The organism is Elusimicrobium simillimum (genome assembly GCF_049639735.1).
Taxonomy (GTDB): Bacteria; Elusimicrobiota; Elusimicrobia; order Elusimicrobiales; family Elusimicrobiaceae; genus Elusimicrobium; species Elusimicrobium simillimum.
The window spans coordinates 858457-875599 of the sequence record NZ_JBEVVA010000003.1 but is presented as its reverse complement, the minus strand read 5'-3'; the positions used below and the strand labels follow the sequence as shown (position 1 = coordinate 875599).

At 43.7% G+C, this 17143-nt stretch carries 16 protein-coding genes, 2 tRNA genes and 1 pseudogene; 3 read left to right on the top strand and 16 right to left on the bottom strand.

Annotated features, from left to right (window positions below):
• Nucleotides 1-9: 9 nt before the first annotated feature.
• The 8 genes from AAIR98_RS04990 to AAIR98_RS04955 all read right to left on the bottom strand — a co-directional run bounded on the left by AAIR98_RS04990 (nt 10) and on the right by AAIR98_RS04955 (nt 8417).
• Nucleotides 10-1746 (bottom strand): GspE/PulE family protein, encoded by a 1737-nt coding sequence (locus AAIR98_RS04990; RefSeq protein WP_423971100.1) that lies wholly within the window; start codon nt 1744-1746, stop codon nt 10-12.
• 330 nt (nt 1747-2076) lie between these two features.
• The gene (locus tag AAIR98_RS04985; RefSeq protein WP_423971099.1) at nt 2077-3672 is read right to left on the bottom strand and encodes a secretin N-terminal domain-containing protein; all 1596 of its coding nucleotides are present in this window, start codon (nt 3670-3672) and stop codon (nt 2077-2079) included.
• Nucleotides 3673-3686: 14 nt separating this feature from the next.
• Nucleotides 3687-4469, bottom strand: a complete 783-nt coding sequence (locus AAIR98_RS04980; protein ID WP_423971098.1) for a hypothetical protein — start codon at nt 4467-4469, stop codon at nt 3687-3689.
• A gap of 1 nt (nt 4470) precedes the next feature.
• Entirely contained in the window at nt 4471-5082 is a 612-nt protein-coding gene (locus AAIR98_RS04975; RefSeq protein WP_423971097.1) for a hypothetical protein, read from the bottom strand.
• Nucleotides 5082-5813 carry a hypothetical protein gene (locus AAIR98_RS04970; RefSeq protein ID WP_423971096.1) on the bottom strand — a complete coding sequence of 244 codons (732 nt, stop codon included), beginning with the start codon at nt 5811-5813 and terminating at the stop codon, nt 5082-5084. Before AAIR98_RS04970 ends, AAIR98_RS04975 begins: the two co-directional genes overlap by 1 nt.
• An 18-nt stretch (nt 5814-5831) precedes the next feature.
• Nucleotides 5832-6680: a hypothetical protein gene (locus AAIR98_RS04965; protein ID WP_423971095.1), complete on the bottom strand. Its 849-nt coding sequence runs from the start codon at nt 6678-6680 to the stop codon at nt 5832-5834.
• Between the two features lie 22 nt (nt 6681-6702).
• Nucleotides 6703-7233 carry a hypothetical protein gene (locus tag AAIR98_RS04960; protein WP_423971094.1) on the bottom strand — a complete coding sequence of 177 codons (531 nt, stop codon included), beginning with the start codon at nt 7231-7233 and terminating at the stop codon, nt 6703-6705.
• Nucleotides 7212-8417: a hypothetical protein gene (locus AAIR98_RS04955; protein WP_423971093.1), complete on the bottom strand. Its 1206-nt coding sequence runs from the start codon at nt 8415-8417 to the stop codon at nt 7212-7214. The genes AAIR98_RS04960 and AAIR98_RS04955 overlap by 22 nt, the downstream gene beginning before the upstream one ends.
• 245 nt (nt 8418-8662) lie before the next feature.
• Here AAIR98_RS04955 and typA point away from each other — a divergent pair.
• From typA to AAIR98_RS04940, 3 genes and pseudogenes are all read left to right on the top strand, one after another.
• Nucleotides 8663-10509, top strand: a pseudogene (gene typA / locus AAIR98_RS04950) (translational GTPase TypA).
• 91 nt (nt 10510-10600) lie between these two features.
• Nucleotides 10601-10939: an endonuclease domain-containing protein gene (locus AAIR98_RS04945; RefSeq protein ID WP_423971092.1), complete on the top strand. Its 339-nt coding sequence runs from the start codon at nt 10601-10603 to the stop codon at nt 10937-10939.
• 123 nt (nt 10940-11062) lie between these two features.
• Nucleotides 11063-12943 (top strand): ABC-F family ATP-binding cassette domain-containing protein, encoded by a 1881-nt coding sequence (locus AAIR98_RS04940; protein WP_423971091.1) that lies wholly within the window; start codon nt 11063-11065, stop codon nt 12941-12943.
• Nucleotides 12944-13073: 130 nt separating this feature from the next.
• Here the strand turns inward: AAIR98_RS04940 and AAIR98_RS04935 are convergent, their stop codons facing one another.
• The 8 genes from AAIR98_RS04935 to AAIR98_RS04900 form a co-directional block, all read right to left on the bottom strand.
• Nucleotides 13074-13559, bottom strand: coding sequence for a type IV pilin protein (locus tag AAIR98_RS04935; RefSeq protein WP_423971090.1), 486 nt, complete (start codon nt 13557-13559; stop codon nt 13074-13076).
• Nucleotides 13560-13699: 140 nt separating this feature from the next.
• A complete protein-coding gene (locus AAIR98_RS04930; protein WP_423971089.1) occupies nt 13700-14188 on the bottom strand; it encodes a type IV pilin protein in 489 nt (162 codons plus the stop codon).
• Nucleotides 14189-14283: 95 nt separating this feature from the next.
• Nucleotides 14284-14880 carry an outer membrane beta-barrel protein gene (locus AAIR98_RS04925; RefSeq protein ID WP_423971088.1) on the bottom strand — a complete coding sequence of 199 codons (597 nt, stop codon included), beginning with the start codon at nt 14878-14880 and terminating at the stop codon, nt 14284-14286.
• A 112-nt stretch (nt 14881-14992) separates the two neighbouring features.
• On the bottom strand, nt 14993-15493 hold the full coding sequence (locus tag AAIR98_RS04920; protein ID WP_423971087.1) for a type IV pilin protein: 501 nt from the start codon (nt 15491-15493) through the stop codon (nt 14993-14995).
• Between the two features lie 117 nt (nt 15494-15610).
• On the bottom strand, nt 15611-16105 hold the full coding sequence (locus AAIR98_RS04915) for a type IV pilin protein (RefSeq protein WP_423971086.1): 495 nt from the start codon (nt 16103-16105) through the stop codon (nt 15611-15613).
• An 86-nt stretch (nt 16106-16191) separates the two neighbouring features.
• Nucleotides 16192-16264: transfer RNA gene (locus AAIR98_RS04910), tRNA-Pro, on the bottom strand.
• 170 nt (nt 16265-16434) lie between these two features.
• A tRNA-Pro gene (locus tag AAIR98_RS04905) sits at nt 16435-16509 on the bottom strand.
• 253 nt (nt 16510-16762) lie between these two features.
• Nucleotides 16763-17098: a MerR family transcriptional regulator gene (locus tag AAIR98_RS04900; RefSeq protein ID WP_423971085.1), complete on the bottom strand. Its 336-nt coding sequence runs from the start codon at nt 17096-17098 to the stop codon at nt 16763-16765.
• Nucleotides 17099-17143: the final 45 nt, after the last annotated feature.

Genomic DNA, 17143 nt, shown 5'->3' with positions numbered 1-17143 from the left:
TCCCTTTTATTATTCATCTAATGTTGTTACTGAGAGTATTTCTTCGTACGTTGTTAAACCCTTAACAACCTTTCTCCAGCCGCTTGCGCGTAAGTTCCACGCGCCCGTATTATTGGCGGCTTTTTTAAGGTCTATCAAGTCTTGCGTTTTATAAACGATGTTACGCATTTCTTCATTTACTTTATAAACTTCGTATATAGCCATACGGCCCAGATAACCTGTTTCACTGCATTTGGGGCAGCCTACTTTGGTATAGAATGTCCAGGTGTCTTTGTCGCCTGGCGGCAAAGCGGACTCTCTTATAGCCTGGTCAATAATATCCTGCGGAGGAGTATGCGGGCGCTTACAATGCGGGCACAACTGCCTGATAAGACGCTGGGCCGCCACTAAAGCAAGTGAACTGGATAAGAGGAAAGGCTCCATCCCCATGTCAATAAGACGCGGGATAGCGCCTATAGCCTCGTTAGTATGCAGAGTGGAAAGCACTAAGTGGCCTGTTAAAGCCGCTTTAAGACAAGATTCAGCCGTCTCATTGTCGCGGACTTCACCCACCAGAATAACGTCAGGATCTTGACGTAAGAACGAACGCAGACCGGCGGCGAATGTTAAACCTATTTGCGGTTTAACCTGCACCTGGCTGATACCCTGCAGTTTGTATTCCACAGGATCTTCAAGCGTCATAAAGTTAAGCTCAGGCGTTTTAATGGTGCTTAAAACCGCGTTAAGAGTGGTTGATTTACCCGAACCTGTAGGCCCGGTAAGAAAGATAAGGCCGTGCGGCATGTTAGCCGCGTCAAGAAAATCTTCCCTTTGTTTAGGTTCAAAACCCAAACGGTCAATGGTAAGCATGCTGGAACCTTTGTCCAAAATACGAAGCACCAGCTTTTCGCCAAACACAGTGGGACAGACTGATACACGGATTTCGATGGTTCTGTTCTGGTATTTAATACCAAAACTGCCGTCCTGCGGCAGACGCTTTTCAGAAATGTCTAACTTTGACAGAATTTTAATACGGGAAATAATAGCCGCGACGCTTTCCTTTGGCGGCGGGGTGCGCTCGTAAAGGGAACCGTCGATTCTGAAGCGCAAACTGACCATTTCGTCAAACATTTCCAAGTGAATGTCAGACGTTCTCTCGCCGATGGCCTGCTTTAAAATAGCGTTAACCAGCTTAATATAGTGCGAGCCGGAACCTTTTACAGCGTCCAAGTCCAGCTTGCCCTCTACGGAAACAACTTCAACGTCATCGTTGTTTTGCTCTTCCGGGGTTTGCTGCGCGCCGCCTACCACTATTTCTTCAATTAAGTCTTTACCGCCGTAAAAAACGTCAATAGCGGTTAAAATCTGTGATTTACTGGCTATAAAGGGCTGCACCTCAAAACCGGTTACCATCTTAATATTATCAAGTAAAAATACGTTAGACGGCTCGTACATGGCAACGGCAAGTACGCCGTCTTCTAAGAACAGCGGCAAGACCATGTTTTCTCTGGCAAATTTTTCTGTAATTACGGCCTGCAGGTCCTGCTCGCGTTCCGGGATTAAAATGTTGTTTTCCCTGGAAGCGTAGGGGACTGAAAAGTGTTTAGACAATGCTACAGTTATCTGCTCTTCGGTAGCGTAACCAAGTTTGATGGTGGCGTCGCCAAGAGGCACACTGTTTTGGTTGCTGTATAAAGTGGCTTTTTTTAATTGTTCCGCGCTTATTATGCCGGAAGAAACTAAAATATCGCCTAATTTTTTATTCATATAATCCCCTGCTAAATATTAAAAATAATTTTTAATTTTCCCAAAAAAGAAAAACAAAAAATTATTTTTTTTGGCGCTTGCAGCTAGTGTTTACCTTAACCTTTGACTAACATCATTTCAGAAAGCTCTATTTTGGCCCTTGCTGTTTTTATTGGCCGCATTTGTTGGGTTTGCCTTACTCTTTTTAAATGCCGTTCCTTATTGCGCTTTTTACTTACATTAAATCCGGGGAAATTTCTCCCTTCTATTGACATCATTTATATTAAAGCAAAGTTTTTAACAAAATTACATCTTTTTGCGGGGCGCTTTTGGGCGCCCCGCAAAGTAAAACTAGTCCGCTAAGATTGTAGGCGTTACAAAAATTACCATGTCCGTAGTGCTCTTGCTTGTTGATCTTTGTGTGAACAACCAGCCGATTAACGGAATGTCGCCAAGTAACGGTACCTTTCTGTCTTCAAGAGTTTCCGTTGAAGAAAGCAGGCCGCCAAGCACAACTGTTTGGCCGTTTTTAACACGAACAAGCGTTTGCGCGCTGCGGTTAACGGTATCTTTAGTGCCGTCCGCCACCGCGGATGCGACAATGTCTGAGTAAGAAGGTTCTACTAACAATGTAATATAGCCCTCTCTGTTAACCTGCGGGGTAACTTTAAGCGTGAGACCAACTGTTTTTCTTTCAGCTGTTTGGCTGATAACGTTGGAAGAATCACTGCCGGAGTTAGAAGCTAAGTTGCTGGCGAAACCTACTGCCGCGTCTCTTGTTGATTCAATAACCGCGGGCTGGTTGTTAAGCGTGACAACTTTAGGTTTGCCTAAATATTTAGCTTCGCCTCTTGTTAAGAGTGATTTAAGAATGATTGAGAAGGAGCTGAAATCTAAGAAGCCGTTCTGCGGGGAATTGCCGCTGTCTGAGCTGGAAGAGCTGGAACCCGAGGAACCTGTGCTGCTGCTGACAGAATCAGCATCCGGGAAAATATAACCCCATCCGCTTACGCCTTTGCCTTTCATGTAGTTAAGGTCAATGTCTCTGCTGGGGCCGGTAAGTGAGAATATTGTACCGTCTGTAGAGCCGTAGCTTAAACCAAGTGAAAGACCGCTTGTTTTGTTAACTTCAACAATCTGCGCTTCAATTAAAACCTGCGGCGGTTTAATATCAAGTTCGGCAAGAAGGTTTTCAAGCTGCGGGAAAACTTCGGGCACGTCTGTGACGATAAGTTTATTTGTTCTGGGGTCAAGAGCAAGTTTACCCTGGTTTGACATAACACTCTGGATAATAGCCAATACGTCAGAACCTGTGGCGCCTTTATTAGCCTGGGATGTAAGCGCGTCAATCGCGCCCATATCAAGGCCGCCGGCTAAGCTGCTTTTTGTTGTGGGCGTGCTGTTGCTGCTGCTGGCAAATGTTGACCTTGTGCCGCCGCCGGAATTGCTGCCGTCAAGGCTGTTGCCCTGCAACGAAATATAGTTTAAGGTATAAACTTTTGTAATCGTATTAGGTGTAGCGCTGGAACGTTTTGTGACTATATAAGAGTTACTCTTACCCACGCGCTGGTACGTTAACCCGTTTACGCTGAGCAATGTGTCTAAGGCTTCTTTAACTGTAACGTTGCTTAGTGAGGCGGTAACCTTTTTGCTCACAAATTCTTCACCCATTATAAAGTTAATTTTTGCCTGGGCTGAAATGCTGTTAAGAAAGGTTGATATCGGCACGCTCTGCACCCTTATGGTAACCTTTCTGTCCAGCGGGCTGGAGGTTTCCTGTTCTCTGTAGAGGGATGTTTCCTCCTGGGAACGGGCAAACCCGCCTGAGGGCGCCGCTACGGCGTCATCACTGGGTAATTCTAAGTTAACATCCTGAGCAGCCAGAGAGCCGCCGGCTAAACACACCGCGCTGACCGCCGCCCATAAGACTAATAAACTCCTTTTCATCACTTCCTCCTGTACTATTTTATGTCAATTTTTTTAGTAAATCTCTGACCTTTGAAACTAAAAATCACGGCGTCGTCCGTCACGCTCACAATGGTGGCGCCAAGCACGGTGTCGCCGACTGTCTTTATCTGTCCGTTAATAAAAACTTCCTGCCCCACCAAACCTTCTATCTTAATCTGGTTTCTTATTAAGCGGCTGGGGTCTCTTAACAGGGCGAGTCTTTCCGCTTCTTCACGTTCGCGTTTAAGCCTGGCCTGTCTTTCTCTTTCTTCTTTTTCTTTTTTGGCGCGTTCTTCGGCACGCTGGCGCTCAATCCTGTTTCTTTCCGCTATGGCAATGTCTTCTGTGGAAAGAGTAGGGTCCTGGTTAGGTAAAAGAGCAAACTTTAAATCTATTTTACCGGAAAGCATTTCTTCTTCCGTTACCGGCTTATCTATAGATACGGTTTCTATTGTATCAACAGCAAGTGCGGCGGCAGCGGGGCCGGCGGCGTCTCTCTGCGCCACAAATTTAGCCGGCTGCTGAGGCTCTGAAATACGCTCCTGCGAGGGCTGGTCTTCCTGCCCCTCTGCGGGCGCTGTTTCGCCCTCTTCCGTATTAACCGCGGAACCGCCAAAACTCATTTCTGAAATAGAAGTGGATCTGGTTACAGGTATACGGTCTACTTCTTTCTGTTTTTCTTCAGCAATGCTGCGGCGGTCCTGTTTGCGCTGCCCTTCAACCCAATAAGAGTATCCAAACCAAGCGCCGCCCGCTAAAATAACCACAACTAAAATAATGATAATCTTTTTATTCATATTATCTCGCACCCCTGGCAGCCTTACCGGCGCCGGCTTCCGCGCTGCCGGACAACCTTTCCTTAGGAAACACGGTACCCACTTTTATTGTATATTTATTGGTGCCTATTTGCTGCTCGTCCTTTTGCACGGAAATATCATATATCTTAAAATATTTGTTGCGTGTTTCAAGCGCGGCTATTATTTTGCCCGCGTCAGCATAAGAACCTGAAAAGCTTACACCGATAGAAGTAGCTATAAAAGTATCGTTCTGTTCCTCAATCTGTGAACCTGTAAAAGAATAAGGCATATTGTTTTTGCTGAATGTTTCAATAACTTCCGTTACCAGCCATTCGTTTTTACCAACTATTTCAGGAAAATATTTTTCCACTTCGGTAACTCTTTCTTTATTCTTTTCGTAACCCACCATCTTTTCACGCTGTGTGCGTTCAGAGCGGATTTCGGCGTTTGTTTTGTTTATAATAGCGTCATTGCCGCCGTTATAATAGTATAAGCCGCCGCAAATAGCCGCCATAACTATAATAGGTTTAAGCAAAATTTTAAAGTTGCCTTCCGCTATTACCATATTAACGTTTTGAAAACCTGTTTTAAGAGAGTCTAAAAGTTTTTTCATTATTTTTTACCCCCTTCCCTGCATCTTAGTATAAACCTGGTGCCTTTCTTAGCCTTGGCAGATGTAGAGGTGGTTTCCACGGGAAATGTAATTTCGGCCCCTTTAGACGCGGCGTTAGGTTTGCAAAAAGGCGCGAACATAGGGTCATCGCTTAAAGCTTCCCTAAATTTGTTACCCATATCAATATCCGCCTTCCACTCGCCTTTAGGCGAGTTAACGTAGCCTTCCATTTCTATAGTAGGTACGGAGAACCCTGCGGCCACAGAATAACCCTCATTATACGTAAACTTTGTTAGCCACATACCTTCAGGCATGATTTTGCCTAAAGCAAGCAATGTTGGCGTAAGAGTATAAGAGTTTAATAATTTGTCATAATTACTTTTTTTATTTTCCATATTACCGGACATGCTTAAAATTCTATCAGCAGAAAGACCCGCAAAGTCCGCTATGCGCACGGCACTGGTCTTTTCTTTTCTTAATTGCTGTTGAACCTGCGTAACCTGGTATTTGCCCCACAGGTTGAGACCCACAAAGGCAAGTACCGCTACCACGGCAAGTTTCCACATTGTCATAATTGCGGAAATTTCCTGCCTGGTAACGCGTTTGCGCCCGCTCATATCAACATCAGGCAATGTTTCGTCCACAAACTTAGAGCACGCGCCTATGGCGCAAAGTTCGCCAACGTTTCTGGGATCAAAGCCTAAAGACTCTTTTAAATTCCAATAACGCACCGGCTTTCTGGCGTCAGCCTAAAGCACAGGCGTCCACTCGTCAATGTTCTGCCCCATAAGAACAACTTCTTCAAAAGGGTCTTTTTCAAGCTGTTTAGATATAAAGTCCGTATAGTTGCCTATTTCAAGACGGCGCCTTTCAATAGGCAGCGGGCTGGAAAGGTCCAGGTCGCGCAGTAACAACGGCACATTATTATTAACAAAAACAAGCTCTGAGTTTTCCGCGCCAAAAAATGAGTATATTCTGCCCTCGCCGGCCACAGCCTCTTTATCTAAAGAAGCAAAAGCCCTTGTGACGGAAAATGAAGACAACTCTATAGCCAGCACCTCATAACCCATAGATTTAAGGCCTTCCACTATAGTCTCCACAATTTTTTTACCCGTCATGGCAAAAACAACGCCAAGCTTTTTCTGCTTGGTTACGGCTGTCTCTAAATCATATATATAATAGGAATACTGGCCCTTTTCAAAAGGATAGTGAATATACTTTCTGGCTTGCAGCGGTATAGACTGCTTCCAATACTTTCTTTCCACCGCCGGCATGACAAAGTGCCTGAGTATAGAGAAATTGGAAGAAAGCGACACCACAACCTTATTTGTTTTCCACTTTTTCTTTTCCATAGCTTTTTTAAGCGGCGCCAGCCAATTGTCAGGCGAGGTAAAAAAGCCTTCGTTAAGGTCCAAAGGTTTTAAGAGTGATTTGTCCATAGCCGGCACAGGCACTCTTATAAGCCCTTCTATATTAATACCGTTGGACTTTTTAGTGGTTTGGGAAAGGTACATGTCTGTAGGGCCTATGTACAGGCCTAAACAGTCAGCTACCTTTTCTTGCTCCGTTCCTAATATTTTTTTTATAAGTTTTGACATTTAAAACCCTGCGTTAATAAGATTAATATTCATATTCGTATTCGCCGTAATCGTCTGTATAGCCGTACGGGTCTGTTGTGCCTGAAGGCTCACCCGTGCCAAACTCGTCTTGCGGCTGTTCATAAGGATACTGCGTTGTAGGCGTTTCCTGTGCTGTTTCCACAGGCTGTTGGGCGGCGGCCACAGGCGCCATATTTGACCTTCCAGGTCTTGTCCACAAGCGTTTTGCTTTGTAGTTAAGTTTGCTGGCGGCGGTGGTTTTTGTCGTGGTTTTAGTAACAGTGTCGCCCGCTGTAATTTCCATTTTGCGTCTTAAAACTTTTAACTCGCCGGCCGAGTCCGTGGCGGAAAGTATGGCGGTGTAAGAACCTACGGGCAGCTTTTCACCAAAGAAGTTTCTTCTGCCGTTCCAGAATGTCTGGTTATAAATAGGCCCCGTGCCCTCAACCTGCCTTATAATGTAATACTTTTTATCAGAGGCGTGCTCTATAATTTGCAGCTGCCATCTGGCTATAGGGTTTTTGGTTTCTATTACGGAATAATCCATAAGCATACCGCCCTCTGCATCATACGCCATTTTATGGCCGGGGGCACTATTGCTAAACTCATTAAAGGCAGTTTTTCGCCGGAGTCTTTCATAACCAGCTCGGGTGTGGCGTCGTAATCAAAAACTACAGACAAACCGTCCAAATTGCTGAATTTAGCCGGCGGCTGTTCATTATATAAGCCCATATTATAGGAAATTTTGGCAGGTGAAATACCGCTGTAGACCATATATGAACTTAATGATATAGCCTGTTTGACGCCGGAAAGACTGACGTTATCGGTATAAGAACCGGCCGGCAGTATAACAAAAGACGGCTTGGGGCTAAGCACCATTAATGTGTAAAGATTTTCTAAAACAGTTTTATTGGATAATTTAAAGTTTGACGCGCTGTCAAATAAAACTTCAGAATCCATATCAATAGCGTCAACATCGTTATTTCTGAAGTAAACTTTAACGCCTTTTGTGTTTATTAAATTATCTATGGCGGCCTGTCTTAACGTGGCTAATGTTGTGGCGGTAAGCTGTTCTCTTTTCGCGCTGGCTTCGTAACTGTTAGGGTCAAGGTTGGCGTAATAGGCGTACTCATCATAAACAGCCTGCTGGGCCGCTGTTGCGGCTGAAGTTGCCGCGGCTGTTGTAGCTGCCGCCGTGGCGGCCGCTGATGATGTGGCCGCAGTGGCCGCTGTTTGCGCGTTTTGCGCACCTTGTTGTAATGAGGCGTTGTAGTCCGCTACGGCTTTTTCTGCATTTGCTCTTGCAGCGGCCGCGTCCGCCTGGGCCTGGTCATAAGCGCTTTGGGCGTTTTGTTGGGCTGCCTGGGCTTGCTGTTCGGCCGATGTTCTTATAGCTTCAGCATCCGCTTGGGCCTGCGCTACAATGGCGTCCGCTTCCGCTTTCGCTTTAGCTCTGGCTTCCGCAACGGGGTCAACATCGGGTATAAATTTGGCTTCGGAAACGTTGCCTATTTGATTATGAATTCTGTTAATGTACTGGTTGGCTTCCGCAAATTCTTTGGGGGTGCCGCTCATCATAACATCTATAAAGTTTGCCCTGGCGTCGTCGTAGTTTCCTTCCGCGAACTGTTTTTTACCAAGTTCAAGTTTTTTGGCCGACGCCGCACTTGACCATGCGAAAGAATTAAATAGTAAAACAAAAACTGCTAATAAAAGAATCACTCTCTTTTTAAGCATGCTTCGCTCCTGTACAAATAATTTTAAAATACAAAAACCCTGCGGACGTACTTACCCGCTTTTTAGATTATATTAATTTATACATATTTTTATTCATATTTGCAAACAATAAATAAATATTATGTGTTCTTAATTAAATAAAGTTTTGTGCTTACTCTAATTATTTTATAAAATATATACATCAGTTTTTCAGACAACTTTCAAACACTCTGCAACACTGCAATCCAAAATTAGAACAGGTATTTATGCAAAACTATAGGAAGGACGTAAGAAATATAGCCATTATAGCCCACGTGGACCATGGCAAAACCACTATTGTGGACTCGATGTTAAAATTAACAGGTGAATTTAACGTAAAAGAAGACGCAGCCCAAGACACTGTGCTGGACTCTAACCCTCTTGAACGCGAAAGAGGCATTACAATTTTAGCCAAATGCACATCTGTGCCATATAAAGACCACATAGTAAACATTGTTGACACCCCCGGCCACGCTGATTTTGGCAGTGAAGTAGAACGCGTATTACAAATGGTAGACGGCGCCATATTAATGGTAGACGCTGTGGACGGCCCTATGCCGCAAACAAGGTTCGTGTTACGCAAAGCCTTAGCGCTTGGCATACGCCCTATTGTAGTAATCAATAAAATGGATAGAATTAACGCAGACCCGCACCGTGTTGTGGACGAAGTATTTAACCTTTTTATAGACCTGGGCGCAACGGACGAACAGTTGGACTTCCCGATATTATACGCTTCAGGCAAAGAGGGCTGGGCGACGGAAAACGCCGCTATCAGAGGCACCGATATCACACCGCTATTTGAGTGTATTTTAAAAAACGTCCCCCGCCGGTGGCACACTTAGATAAACCTTTGCAAATGCAAATAACCATGCTTGACTACAGCAATTTTTTGGGCAGCATAGGCATAGGCCGCATATTCAGCGGCAAGGTAAGCAAAGGGCAAAGCTTGGTTTTGGTTAAACCTAACGGTGAAGCCCGCTCCGTAAAAGCTGTAAAAATTGAACGTTTTATGGGCCTTATACACCAGGAAGTTGAAACAGCTATGGCCGGCGACATTGTATCTATAGCAGGGTTAGAGGGCGTAAACGTTGGCGACACACTTTGCCAGCCGGAATCCCCCTTACCGTTACCGGGTCTTTCTATTGACGAGCCTACCATATCTATGGACTTTTTTGTTAACGACTCTCCTTTCGCGGGCCGTGAGGGCAAATTTTTAACCAGCAGGCATTTAAAAGCCCGACTGGAAAAAGAAGCCCACACAAACGTAGGCCTTGTTGTGGAGCAAATGGAGGGCGAAGGCCGCTTTAAAGTATCGGGCCGCGGCGAACTGCATCTTACAATTTTAATTGAAACTATGAGGCGCGAAGGCTTTGAGCTGTCGGTTTCTTCCCCCGAAGTTATTTATAAAGAAGAAAACGGCGTTATGATGGAGCCTATGGAATATTTGATTTTAGATATTACCTCAGAATTTCAGGGCGGCGTATTTGAGTTAGTAGGCCAGCGCCAGGGCAGACTTGAAAACATGATAAGCGAAGGCGAAAACAGATTAAGACTGGAATATTTAATAGCCTCACGCGCTTTAATAGGTTTTAAAAACGAGTTTTTAACCATGACGAGGGGCAAGGGCATAATGCACCACAGCTTCCACGGTTATTACCCCAAAACAAACCTTAACCCGCTTAGACACAACGGCGTGTTTATAGCCAAAGAACCAGGTGAGACAACGGCGTACGCTATATTCGCTTTATCAAGCGGCGGCTTGTTTTTTGTAGGCCCCGGTGAAAAGGTTTACGAGGGCATGATAGTGGGCCAAAACTCCCGCGATAACGACCTGGTTGTTAACCCGTGTAAAGCCAAAAAGCTCAGCAACATGCGCTCTAAGGCAACGGACGAAGCTTACACATTACAGCCCAAACGCGAGTTTACGCTTGAACAGGCTATTGAGTACATTGCGCCTGACGAGTTGGTGGAAATTACCCCCACATCGCTGCGTATGCGCAAGAAAATACTTAACTTCCACGACCGCAAACGTGTAGAAAAAGCCGAGGAGTTAGCCGAAGAAGCGGCGGATTAAAAAAGTTAAAATCTTAAGTAAAATGTTTGTTTTTATTCCTCTCCCTTCTCTGACGGGAGAGGAAGCGAACAAAGTGAGCAGGTGAGGGTGAATGCCAACGCCACAAGACAACAAATTATCAGAATTTGCAAAAAACAACCGCAAGATCCCTACAATGGCCGAAAACAAATTGTGGCAGATATTGCGAAATCGCAGTTTGGAAAGTAAGTTTCGCAGGCAGCAAAAAATAGGCCCTTATATTGTCGATTTTGTTTGTTTTCATAAGACCTTAATAATTGAATGTGACGGCGGGCAACACTCAAAAGAAGTTGATAGTGAAAGAACAAAATATTTAGAATCTGAAGGCTATAAAATACTCCGTTTTTGGAATAATGAAATTTTAAGTAATATTGAAGCAGTATGGACAGTTATAAAAAAAGAAATTGATTAAAATATTCACCCTCACCCTACCCTCTACATCTGGATATATGCATGCTACGCTATCCCGTCAGAGGAGGGAGAGGGATTTATTTATATATAAAATAAAGGGGCCCCAAAGATTTGGGGAGCAACAATGATAGACATTAAAAATCTTTCTTACAGTATTGGGTTACGCACGTTACTTGACGGGGCGGACTTGTTTATTGCCCAGGGCCAAAAGGTTGGCTTGGTGGGGCTGAACGGCTGCGGAAAGACAACGCTGTTTAATCTTATCATGGGTAAACTTACGCCTGAAAGCGGCGGCATAAATATAAACCCGGAGTACCGTGTAGCCACCGTAAAACAGGAAATAGAAGACACAAACATCCCGCTGATAGAAATGATTTTAAATTCAGACACGCGCATAAAAGCCCTACAAACTATGCTTGAACATGAAACGGACGGGCACAAAATAGCGGAAATACATGATACGTTAAACACGCTTGGCGTGCACAGCGCCACGGCGCGCGCGGCCGCTATTTTAACAGGCCTCGGCTTTAGCAACGATGACTTCAACCGTAACGTAAAAGAGTTTTCCGGTGGGTGGCGTATGCGCGCGGCCTTGGCTTCCACATTGTTCGCCCCGTCTGATATTTTACTGTTGGACGAACCTACAAACCACTTGGACTTAGAAACAACCATCTGGCTGGAAAACTATTTGGAAAAAATGGACAGAACCATTTTGCTTATCAGCCATGACCGCAATATTTTAAATAAACTTTGCAACCGCATTGTGTTTATGGATGAGTCCAAATTAAAATCTTACAACGGCAACTATGACATATTTGAACGCACCAGAGCCATAGAAAAAGAAAACGCCGCCGCCGCCGCAAAACAGCATGAAATTCAGCGTGCGCATTTACAATCTTTTGTGGACCGCTTCCGCTACAAGGCAAGCAAAGCTTCTCAGGCGCAAAGCAGAATAAAAATGTTAGAACGCCTGGGCGACGCGCCGCCAGTACCGGTGGACGCGGAAGTACGCTTTATGTTCCCCCAGCCTGAACAATTACCGCCCTATTTAATAAGTATTGAAGACGGCGTGGCCGGTTATTCTCTTAATACGCCGCCTTATACCGATACCGTGGTGCTTAATAATTTAAACATTACCATCAGCCAAGATGACCGCATCGCGCTATTAGGCGCAAACGGTAACGGCAAATCAACCTTAGCCAAAGTATTGGCGGAAAGACTGTTACTATTAAGTGGTAAAACCAAAAAATCACGCAAGCTGCGCATAGCTTATTTTGCCCAACACCAGACGGAAGAGTTGGCGCTGGACAGAACACCTTTTGACGTTATGAGCGACGCTATGGGCTACCTTGTGCCCATGACAAAGGTGTACACGCACCTTGGCGGTTTTGGTTTAAATAAAAATAAATCGGACACCAAAATAGGTAAGCTTTCCGGCGGTGAAAAGGCGCGCCTGATGCTTGCGCTTATTACTAAAGACAAGCCGCACATTCTTATTTTGGACGAACCTACAAACCACTTAGACATAGTATCCAGAAGCGCTTTATTAGACGCGCTTAACCAGTATGAGGGCGCAATAATACTTATTACGCACGACCTGCACATGATAGAACTGGTTTGCGACCGGCTGTGGTTAGTGGCGGGCGGCAAAGTAAGCCACTTTAACGGCGACGTGGCCGATTATAAACAAAAAGTTTTAAACGGCACAATAGAGTTTGGCAACGCGGCGACAGCTGTCAAAGACGAAGCGCAGCATACTAAAGAACAGCAGCGCAGGCTGGCCGCGCAGAGACGTATGGAAATTGCCCCGCTTAGAAAAGAATTAAAAACTCTTGAGCGTGACATTGCCGACATGCAGCGCGAACGCGGTGTTTTAGAAGAAGAACTTATTAAAAAGTTTGAACAGCAAAAAAGTAAAGAGCTGGCCTATAAAATAAAAGACATTGAACGCGCCGAAGAACGCTGGCTTGAGCTGGAAGCGGAAATAGAAAAAATGTCCGCGTAACAATATAAAAAAGCCCCGCCAATTAGCGGGGCTTTTTAAATCTAATTAACACGGCTGTCCAGTTGGGCAGCCTTTTACCCCGCCTATCGGCTGGGCTTTTTATTAAAAGTTAAAAAATTAAAGCAAAAAGTTATCTTTCAGCGTCTTCCATAGTATAGCCGTTTGAAACAAGCTGTTTGCATATGCCCCGGCCCACTGTTGTTTTATTTGTATAACAAATAGAATCTTCTACATCCGCGGTGGAAGATATTGATGTTTCAATTTGATACAACTCCTCCTCCCCGCGCACTCTTTTTGTATCTATAGTACAACCGTATTGTGAACAAGCAAAAACATAATTAAAGTTTTTTGTTATATAACTAACGCCATCCCATGTGCCGCTATTTAAATCTATATCCAAAGATTCAATCAATTCTTTCCCCGATATACTTGCGGCAGGGGGTTGGGCCAATTGCAGGCGTTGCATAGCGTCCAATATATTTTTGGTAATAAGCTGCGCTTCTGCAAGACGGCTTTTCTCCACCGCTTTTGTATACTGCGGCAACGCTATGGCTGCAAGTATACCTATGATTAAAACTACAACTAATAATTCTATTAATGTAAAACCCTTTTTCATTTGCTCTCCTTAAATTTGAATTATTTCTATGATATCAAAAAACCCCGGCTTATGACAGCTGGGGTTTTACTTAATATTTTATTAACGCCTACACTTGTATATAATTTTTTATGATATTTGCCGGCACAACAGGCAATATTCTAAAAAGATTCATCAATATTGATATAACCGTTGCTGGCCAGTTGCTTACAAATAGCTTTACCTGTGTCTGATTCGTTTGTATAACACTTTCTTTCAGGCGTTTGTGAATCAGCCGCAATTAAAACATCTAAAACATAGGGGGTTTCACTACCTCTTATTCTATTAGCGGTTACCCCGCAGCCGGTATTAGGCAGACTACAAAACATTGTATATTCAAAGTTTTTTGTAAAATACGCGGTGTCACTTTCCCATGTGCCGCCGGAAATATCTATATCTAAAGCTTCCACAAGCTCTTCTCCGCTTAAAGAAACGTTTGTAGCAAGCATATAACGCTGCATTGCGTCTGTAAGGTTCTTATTCATAAGCAACGCTTCTGTCACGCGGGACTTTTCCACCGCTTTGGTATACTGCGGCAACGCTATGGCGGCAAGTATGCCTATGATTAATACTACAACCAACAACTCAATTAACGTAAAACCCTTTTTCATATTTTCTCCTTTAAATTAAAAATGTTCACTATATAATACAAAATAATACAAAAAAAAACGCCCCACAGTTGTGGGGCGCGTATAAGTGCTAATGTTTAAAACAAATATAGTCTTACAGCCGCCATACCTTCAAGCCCGGTAAAATCTCTGTACATGCCGTGTGACTTTACTTTAGCGTCAAAGTTATAAGTAAGGTCTATGCCAATACCTATAAGCTCTATAATCCTCCACTCAATCCCCGCCGCGGCGTGCGGGAAAATCTGCGATTCGGTATCGTTAACATCCTTAATATCATCCTGAAATTTAAGCGACGCCCACGTAGCGCCCGCGCCTATCCACAAATGCACGCCGGTATCTTTAGGCGCGTATTTATAATAAACGGTTAATGGCACAGAAAGCGTGTTTTTAAGCACAAGGTCTTTATCTATGCTTTTATCTTCAGAGTCAATTTTACCGTAACTGTTAAGCCCGGCTTTAAGGCCAAACCTGTGTTTGGAGTCCCCGTGCGTTTCTATACCCGCTTCCGCGCCAATTATAGATTTGCTGTCAGAATAGGAATAGTTGTTAGAAACAATATCCTTAAGGTTGTCTTCCTGTTCCCCCACACCGCCTTTCACGCCCAAAAATATATCCGCGTGCGCCGCGCCCGCCAGCATAAATACGGCAAACATTATTGCGACAAGTTTTTTCATATACCCCTCCTATAGTTTACATCTACTCCAAATCTATAATAATTAATTTTCAAAGTCAATTATCCGCCGCGCTTAACAAAAACGCCCCGGGTTAAACCCGGGGCGTTTTAAGTTAAAACGGCAGTTCCTCATCGTAAATTGTATAGCCGTTGGAAGCAAGTTGTTTACATATTACATCCCCTTCTTTTGTTTCTGCGGTGTAGCAGCGTTTTTCAAGAAAATTAGGGGCAATTATAGCGTCATCCAGCGCATAAATGCCACTACCGCCTCTGTTTCTAATCGCCCTTACAAGGCATCCCGCGGAACCGCACTCCATTGTATAGTTAAAATTTTTTGTAGAGTAGATACGTGATGTGGCGGCGTCCCAACTGCCGCCGCTTATATCAATATCTAAATTATCAATAACAGCCTTTCCGTATATAGGCGTGGCGGGGTAATCTTGCGCCAGAACATAACGCTCCATGGCGTCCAAAATATTTTTATTATTAAGCACCGCTTCAGCACTGCGGGATTTTTCCACCGCTTTTGTGTATTGCGGTAAAGCGATTGCGGCAAGTATGCCTATGATTAATACTACAACCAACAGCTCAATGAGCGTAAACCCTTTTTTCATATACATCTCCTTATTTAACTCTTACACCGAATTTATAATAATTAACCTTTAAAGTCAATTAGATTAATATATAAAAAACACCCCGGGAGTTAAGCCCCGGGGTGTTTGAAGTTTAAATTAATATTCTTCGTCGTAAGTTGTGTAAGCGTTAGAAACAAGCTGTTTACAAATGCCTTGGCCAATGTCGGTTTCGTAGGTGTAGCACCGTTTGTCAAACGTGCCGTCGGAATTTATACTATCCTCAATCATATAAATATTTTGTCCGCCACGGCTTCTAAAAGCAGACACCCCGCAACCCCCGGATGAGCAAGACATAGTGTAGTAAAAATTTTTGGTGGTATATAGAGAAGAATTGTCGCTATCCCAGCTGCCGCCGCTTATATCTATATCCAAATTGTCTACCATAGCTTTGCCGTGTGTATTTGTAGAAGGCAAGCCTTGCGCCAGAACATAACGCTGCATAGCGTCCAAAATATTTTTATTATTAAGCAAAGCCTCCGCCACGCGTGACTTTTCCACCGCTTTGGTGTACTGCGGTAAAGCGATTGCGGCAAGTATGCCTATGATTAATACTACTACCAATAATTCAATTAATGTAAAACCCTTTTTCATATTATCTCCTTTAAATTTAAAATATCCGTTATATGATACAAAAAAAACAGATTAATTAGCATTTCTAATTAATCTGTTTAAAAACATCGGGGCGACTGGATTTGAACCAGCGACCTCACCGTCCCGAACGGTGCGCGCTACCAGCTGCGCTACGCCCCGGTAAAATTCAATTGGTTCTTTTACCGCTTAATATAAAATCAAATTTTTCGAGTATTTTTGAGTAAATTTTTATTTTTGCGTTGTGAGGTATACCTGCATGCAAAGCGCGAAGCGCTTTTCGTATCCGAACATAAGCAAAAATAAAAATTTGCCAAAAAGACGAAGAAAAATGGTCGGGGAAGGGGGAATTGAACCCCCGATCTCTCGCACCCCAAGCGAGCGCTTTACCACTAAGCCACTCCCCGTTAAATCTATTTGCTTCTGTTTACCCTCTAAGGCTTAGTGGCTCTAATTTGATACGCAAAGTAAACTTTGCTTTGGGCCACTCCCCTAGGTAAACCTGTTACTGTTTTTATTGCTTTTGTAGGATTAGTGGCTTTTATTTTATCCGCAAAGCTAAAGCTTTGCTTTAGGCCACTACCCGTAAGTTGGCTTGCTCAATATTTATTTATTTTTTACTAAAGAAAAAAGAATTTAAATATTTGCAACATATATATTTTACCATTCTTTTAAAATTTGTGAAAGGGTTTCGTGAATTTCTTTTAAAATTCTCGTGTCAGACTTGGCTGTTTCACTCCCCCCTTTAGCGCGTGAAGAAAGAGTTTTTTTTGCACCTTCCAGCGTCATTTTTTGGCGGTAAATTAAATCTTTTATTTTTAAAATTGTTTCAATATCTGCCCTGGTATAGCGCCTGTGGCCGCTGGCTTTGCGCACGGGTTTTATAAGGCCGAACTCGGCCTCCCAGTAGCGCACGGAATACTCCGGCACGCCGCAAATTCTTTTAACGTCGCCGATAGTAAAGTATTCTTTTTCCTGCAATTCTTCCAGTCCCATGTGTTTATTTTAGCAAAAATCGCGCCCTTATAATTTGTATAATTT

Excerpts from the sequence above, each read along its gene's own strand:
- AAIR98_RS04920 (WP_423971087.1), bottom strand. The coding sequence starts at position 15,493 with ATGAAAAAAGGGTTTACGCTCATTGAGCTGTTGGTTGTAGTATTAATC.
- AAIR98_RS04975 (WP_423971097.1), bottom strand. The coding sequence starts at position 5,082 with ATGAAAAAACTTTTAGACTCTCTTAAAACAGGTTTTCAAAACGTTAAT.
- AAIR98_RS04915 (WP_423971086.1), bottom strand. The coding sequence starts at position 16,105 with ATGAAAAAGGGTTTTACATTAATTGAATTATTGGTAGTAGTATTAATC.
- AAIR98_RS04985 (WP_423971099.1), bottom strand. The coding sequence starts at position 3,672 with ATGAAAAGGAGTTTATTAGTCTTATGGGCGGCGGTCAGCGCGGTGTGT.
- AAIR98_RS04990 (WP_423971100.1), bottom strand. The coding sequence starts at position 1,746 with ATGAATAAAAAATTAGGCGATATTTTAGTTTCTTCCGGCATAATAAGC.
- AAIR98_RS04940 (WP_423971091.1), top strand. The coding sequence starts at position 11,063 with ATGATAGACATTAAAAATCTTTCTTACAGTATTGGGTTACGCACGTTA.
- AAIR98_RS04960 (WP_423971094.1), bottom strand. The coding sequence starts at position 7,233 with ATGCTTATGGATTATTCCGTAATAGAAACCAAAAACCCTATAGCCAGA.
- AAIR98_RS04900 (WP_423971085.1), bottom strand. The coding sequence starts at position 17,098 with ATGGGACTGGAAGAATTGCAGGAAAAAGAATACTTTACTATCGGCGAC.
- AAIR98_RS04930 (WP_423971089.1), bottom strand. The coding sequence starts at position 14,188 with ATGAAAAAGGGTTTTACGTTAATTGAGTTGTTGGTTGTAGTATTAATC.
- AAIR98_RS04955 (WP_423971093.1), bottom strand. The coding sequence starts at position 8,417 with ATGCTTAAAAAGAGAGTGATTCTTTTATTAGCAGTTTTTGTTTTACTA.
- AAIR98_RS04925 (WP_423971088.1), bottom strand. The coding sequence starts at position 14,880 with ATGAAAAAACTTGTCGCAATAATGTTTGCCGTATTTATGCTGGCGGGC.
- AAIR98_RS04935 (WP_423971090.1), bottom strand. The coding sequence starts at position 13,559 with ATGAAAAAGGGTTTTACATTAATAGAATTATTAGTTGTAGTTTTAATC.
- AAIR98_RS04965 (WP_423971095.1), bottom strand. The coding sequence starts at position 6,680 with ATGTCAAAACTTATAAAAAAAATATTAGGAACGGAGCAAGAAAAGGTA.
- AAIR98_RS04980 (WP_423971098.1), bottom strand. The coding sequence starts at position 4,469 with ATGAATAAAAAGATTATCATTATTTTAGTTGTGGTTATTTTAGCGGGC.
- AAIR98_RS04945 (WP_423971092.1), top strand. The coding sequence starts at position 10,601 with ATGCCAACGCCACAAGACAACAAATTATCAGAATTTGCAAAAAACAAC.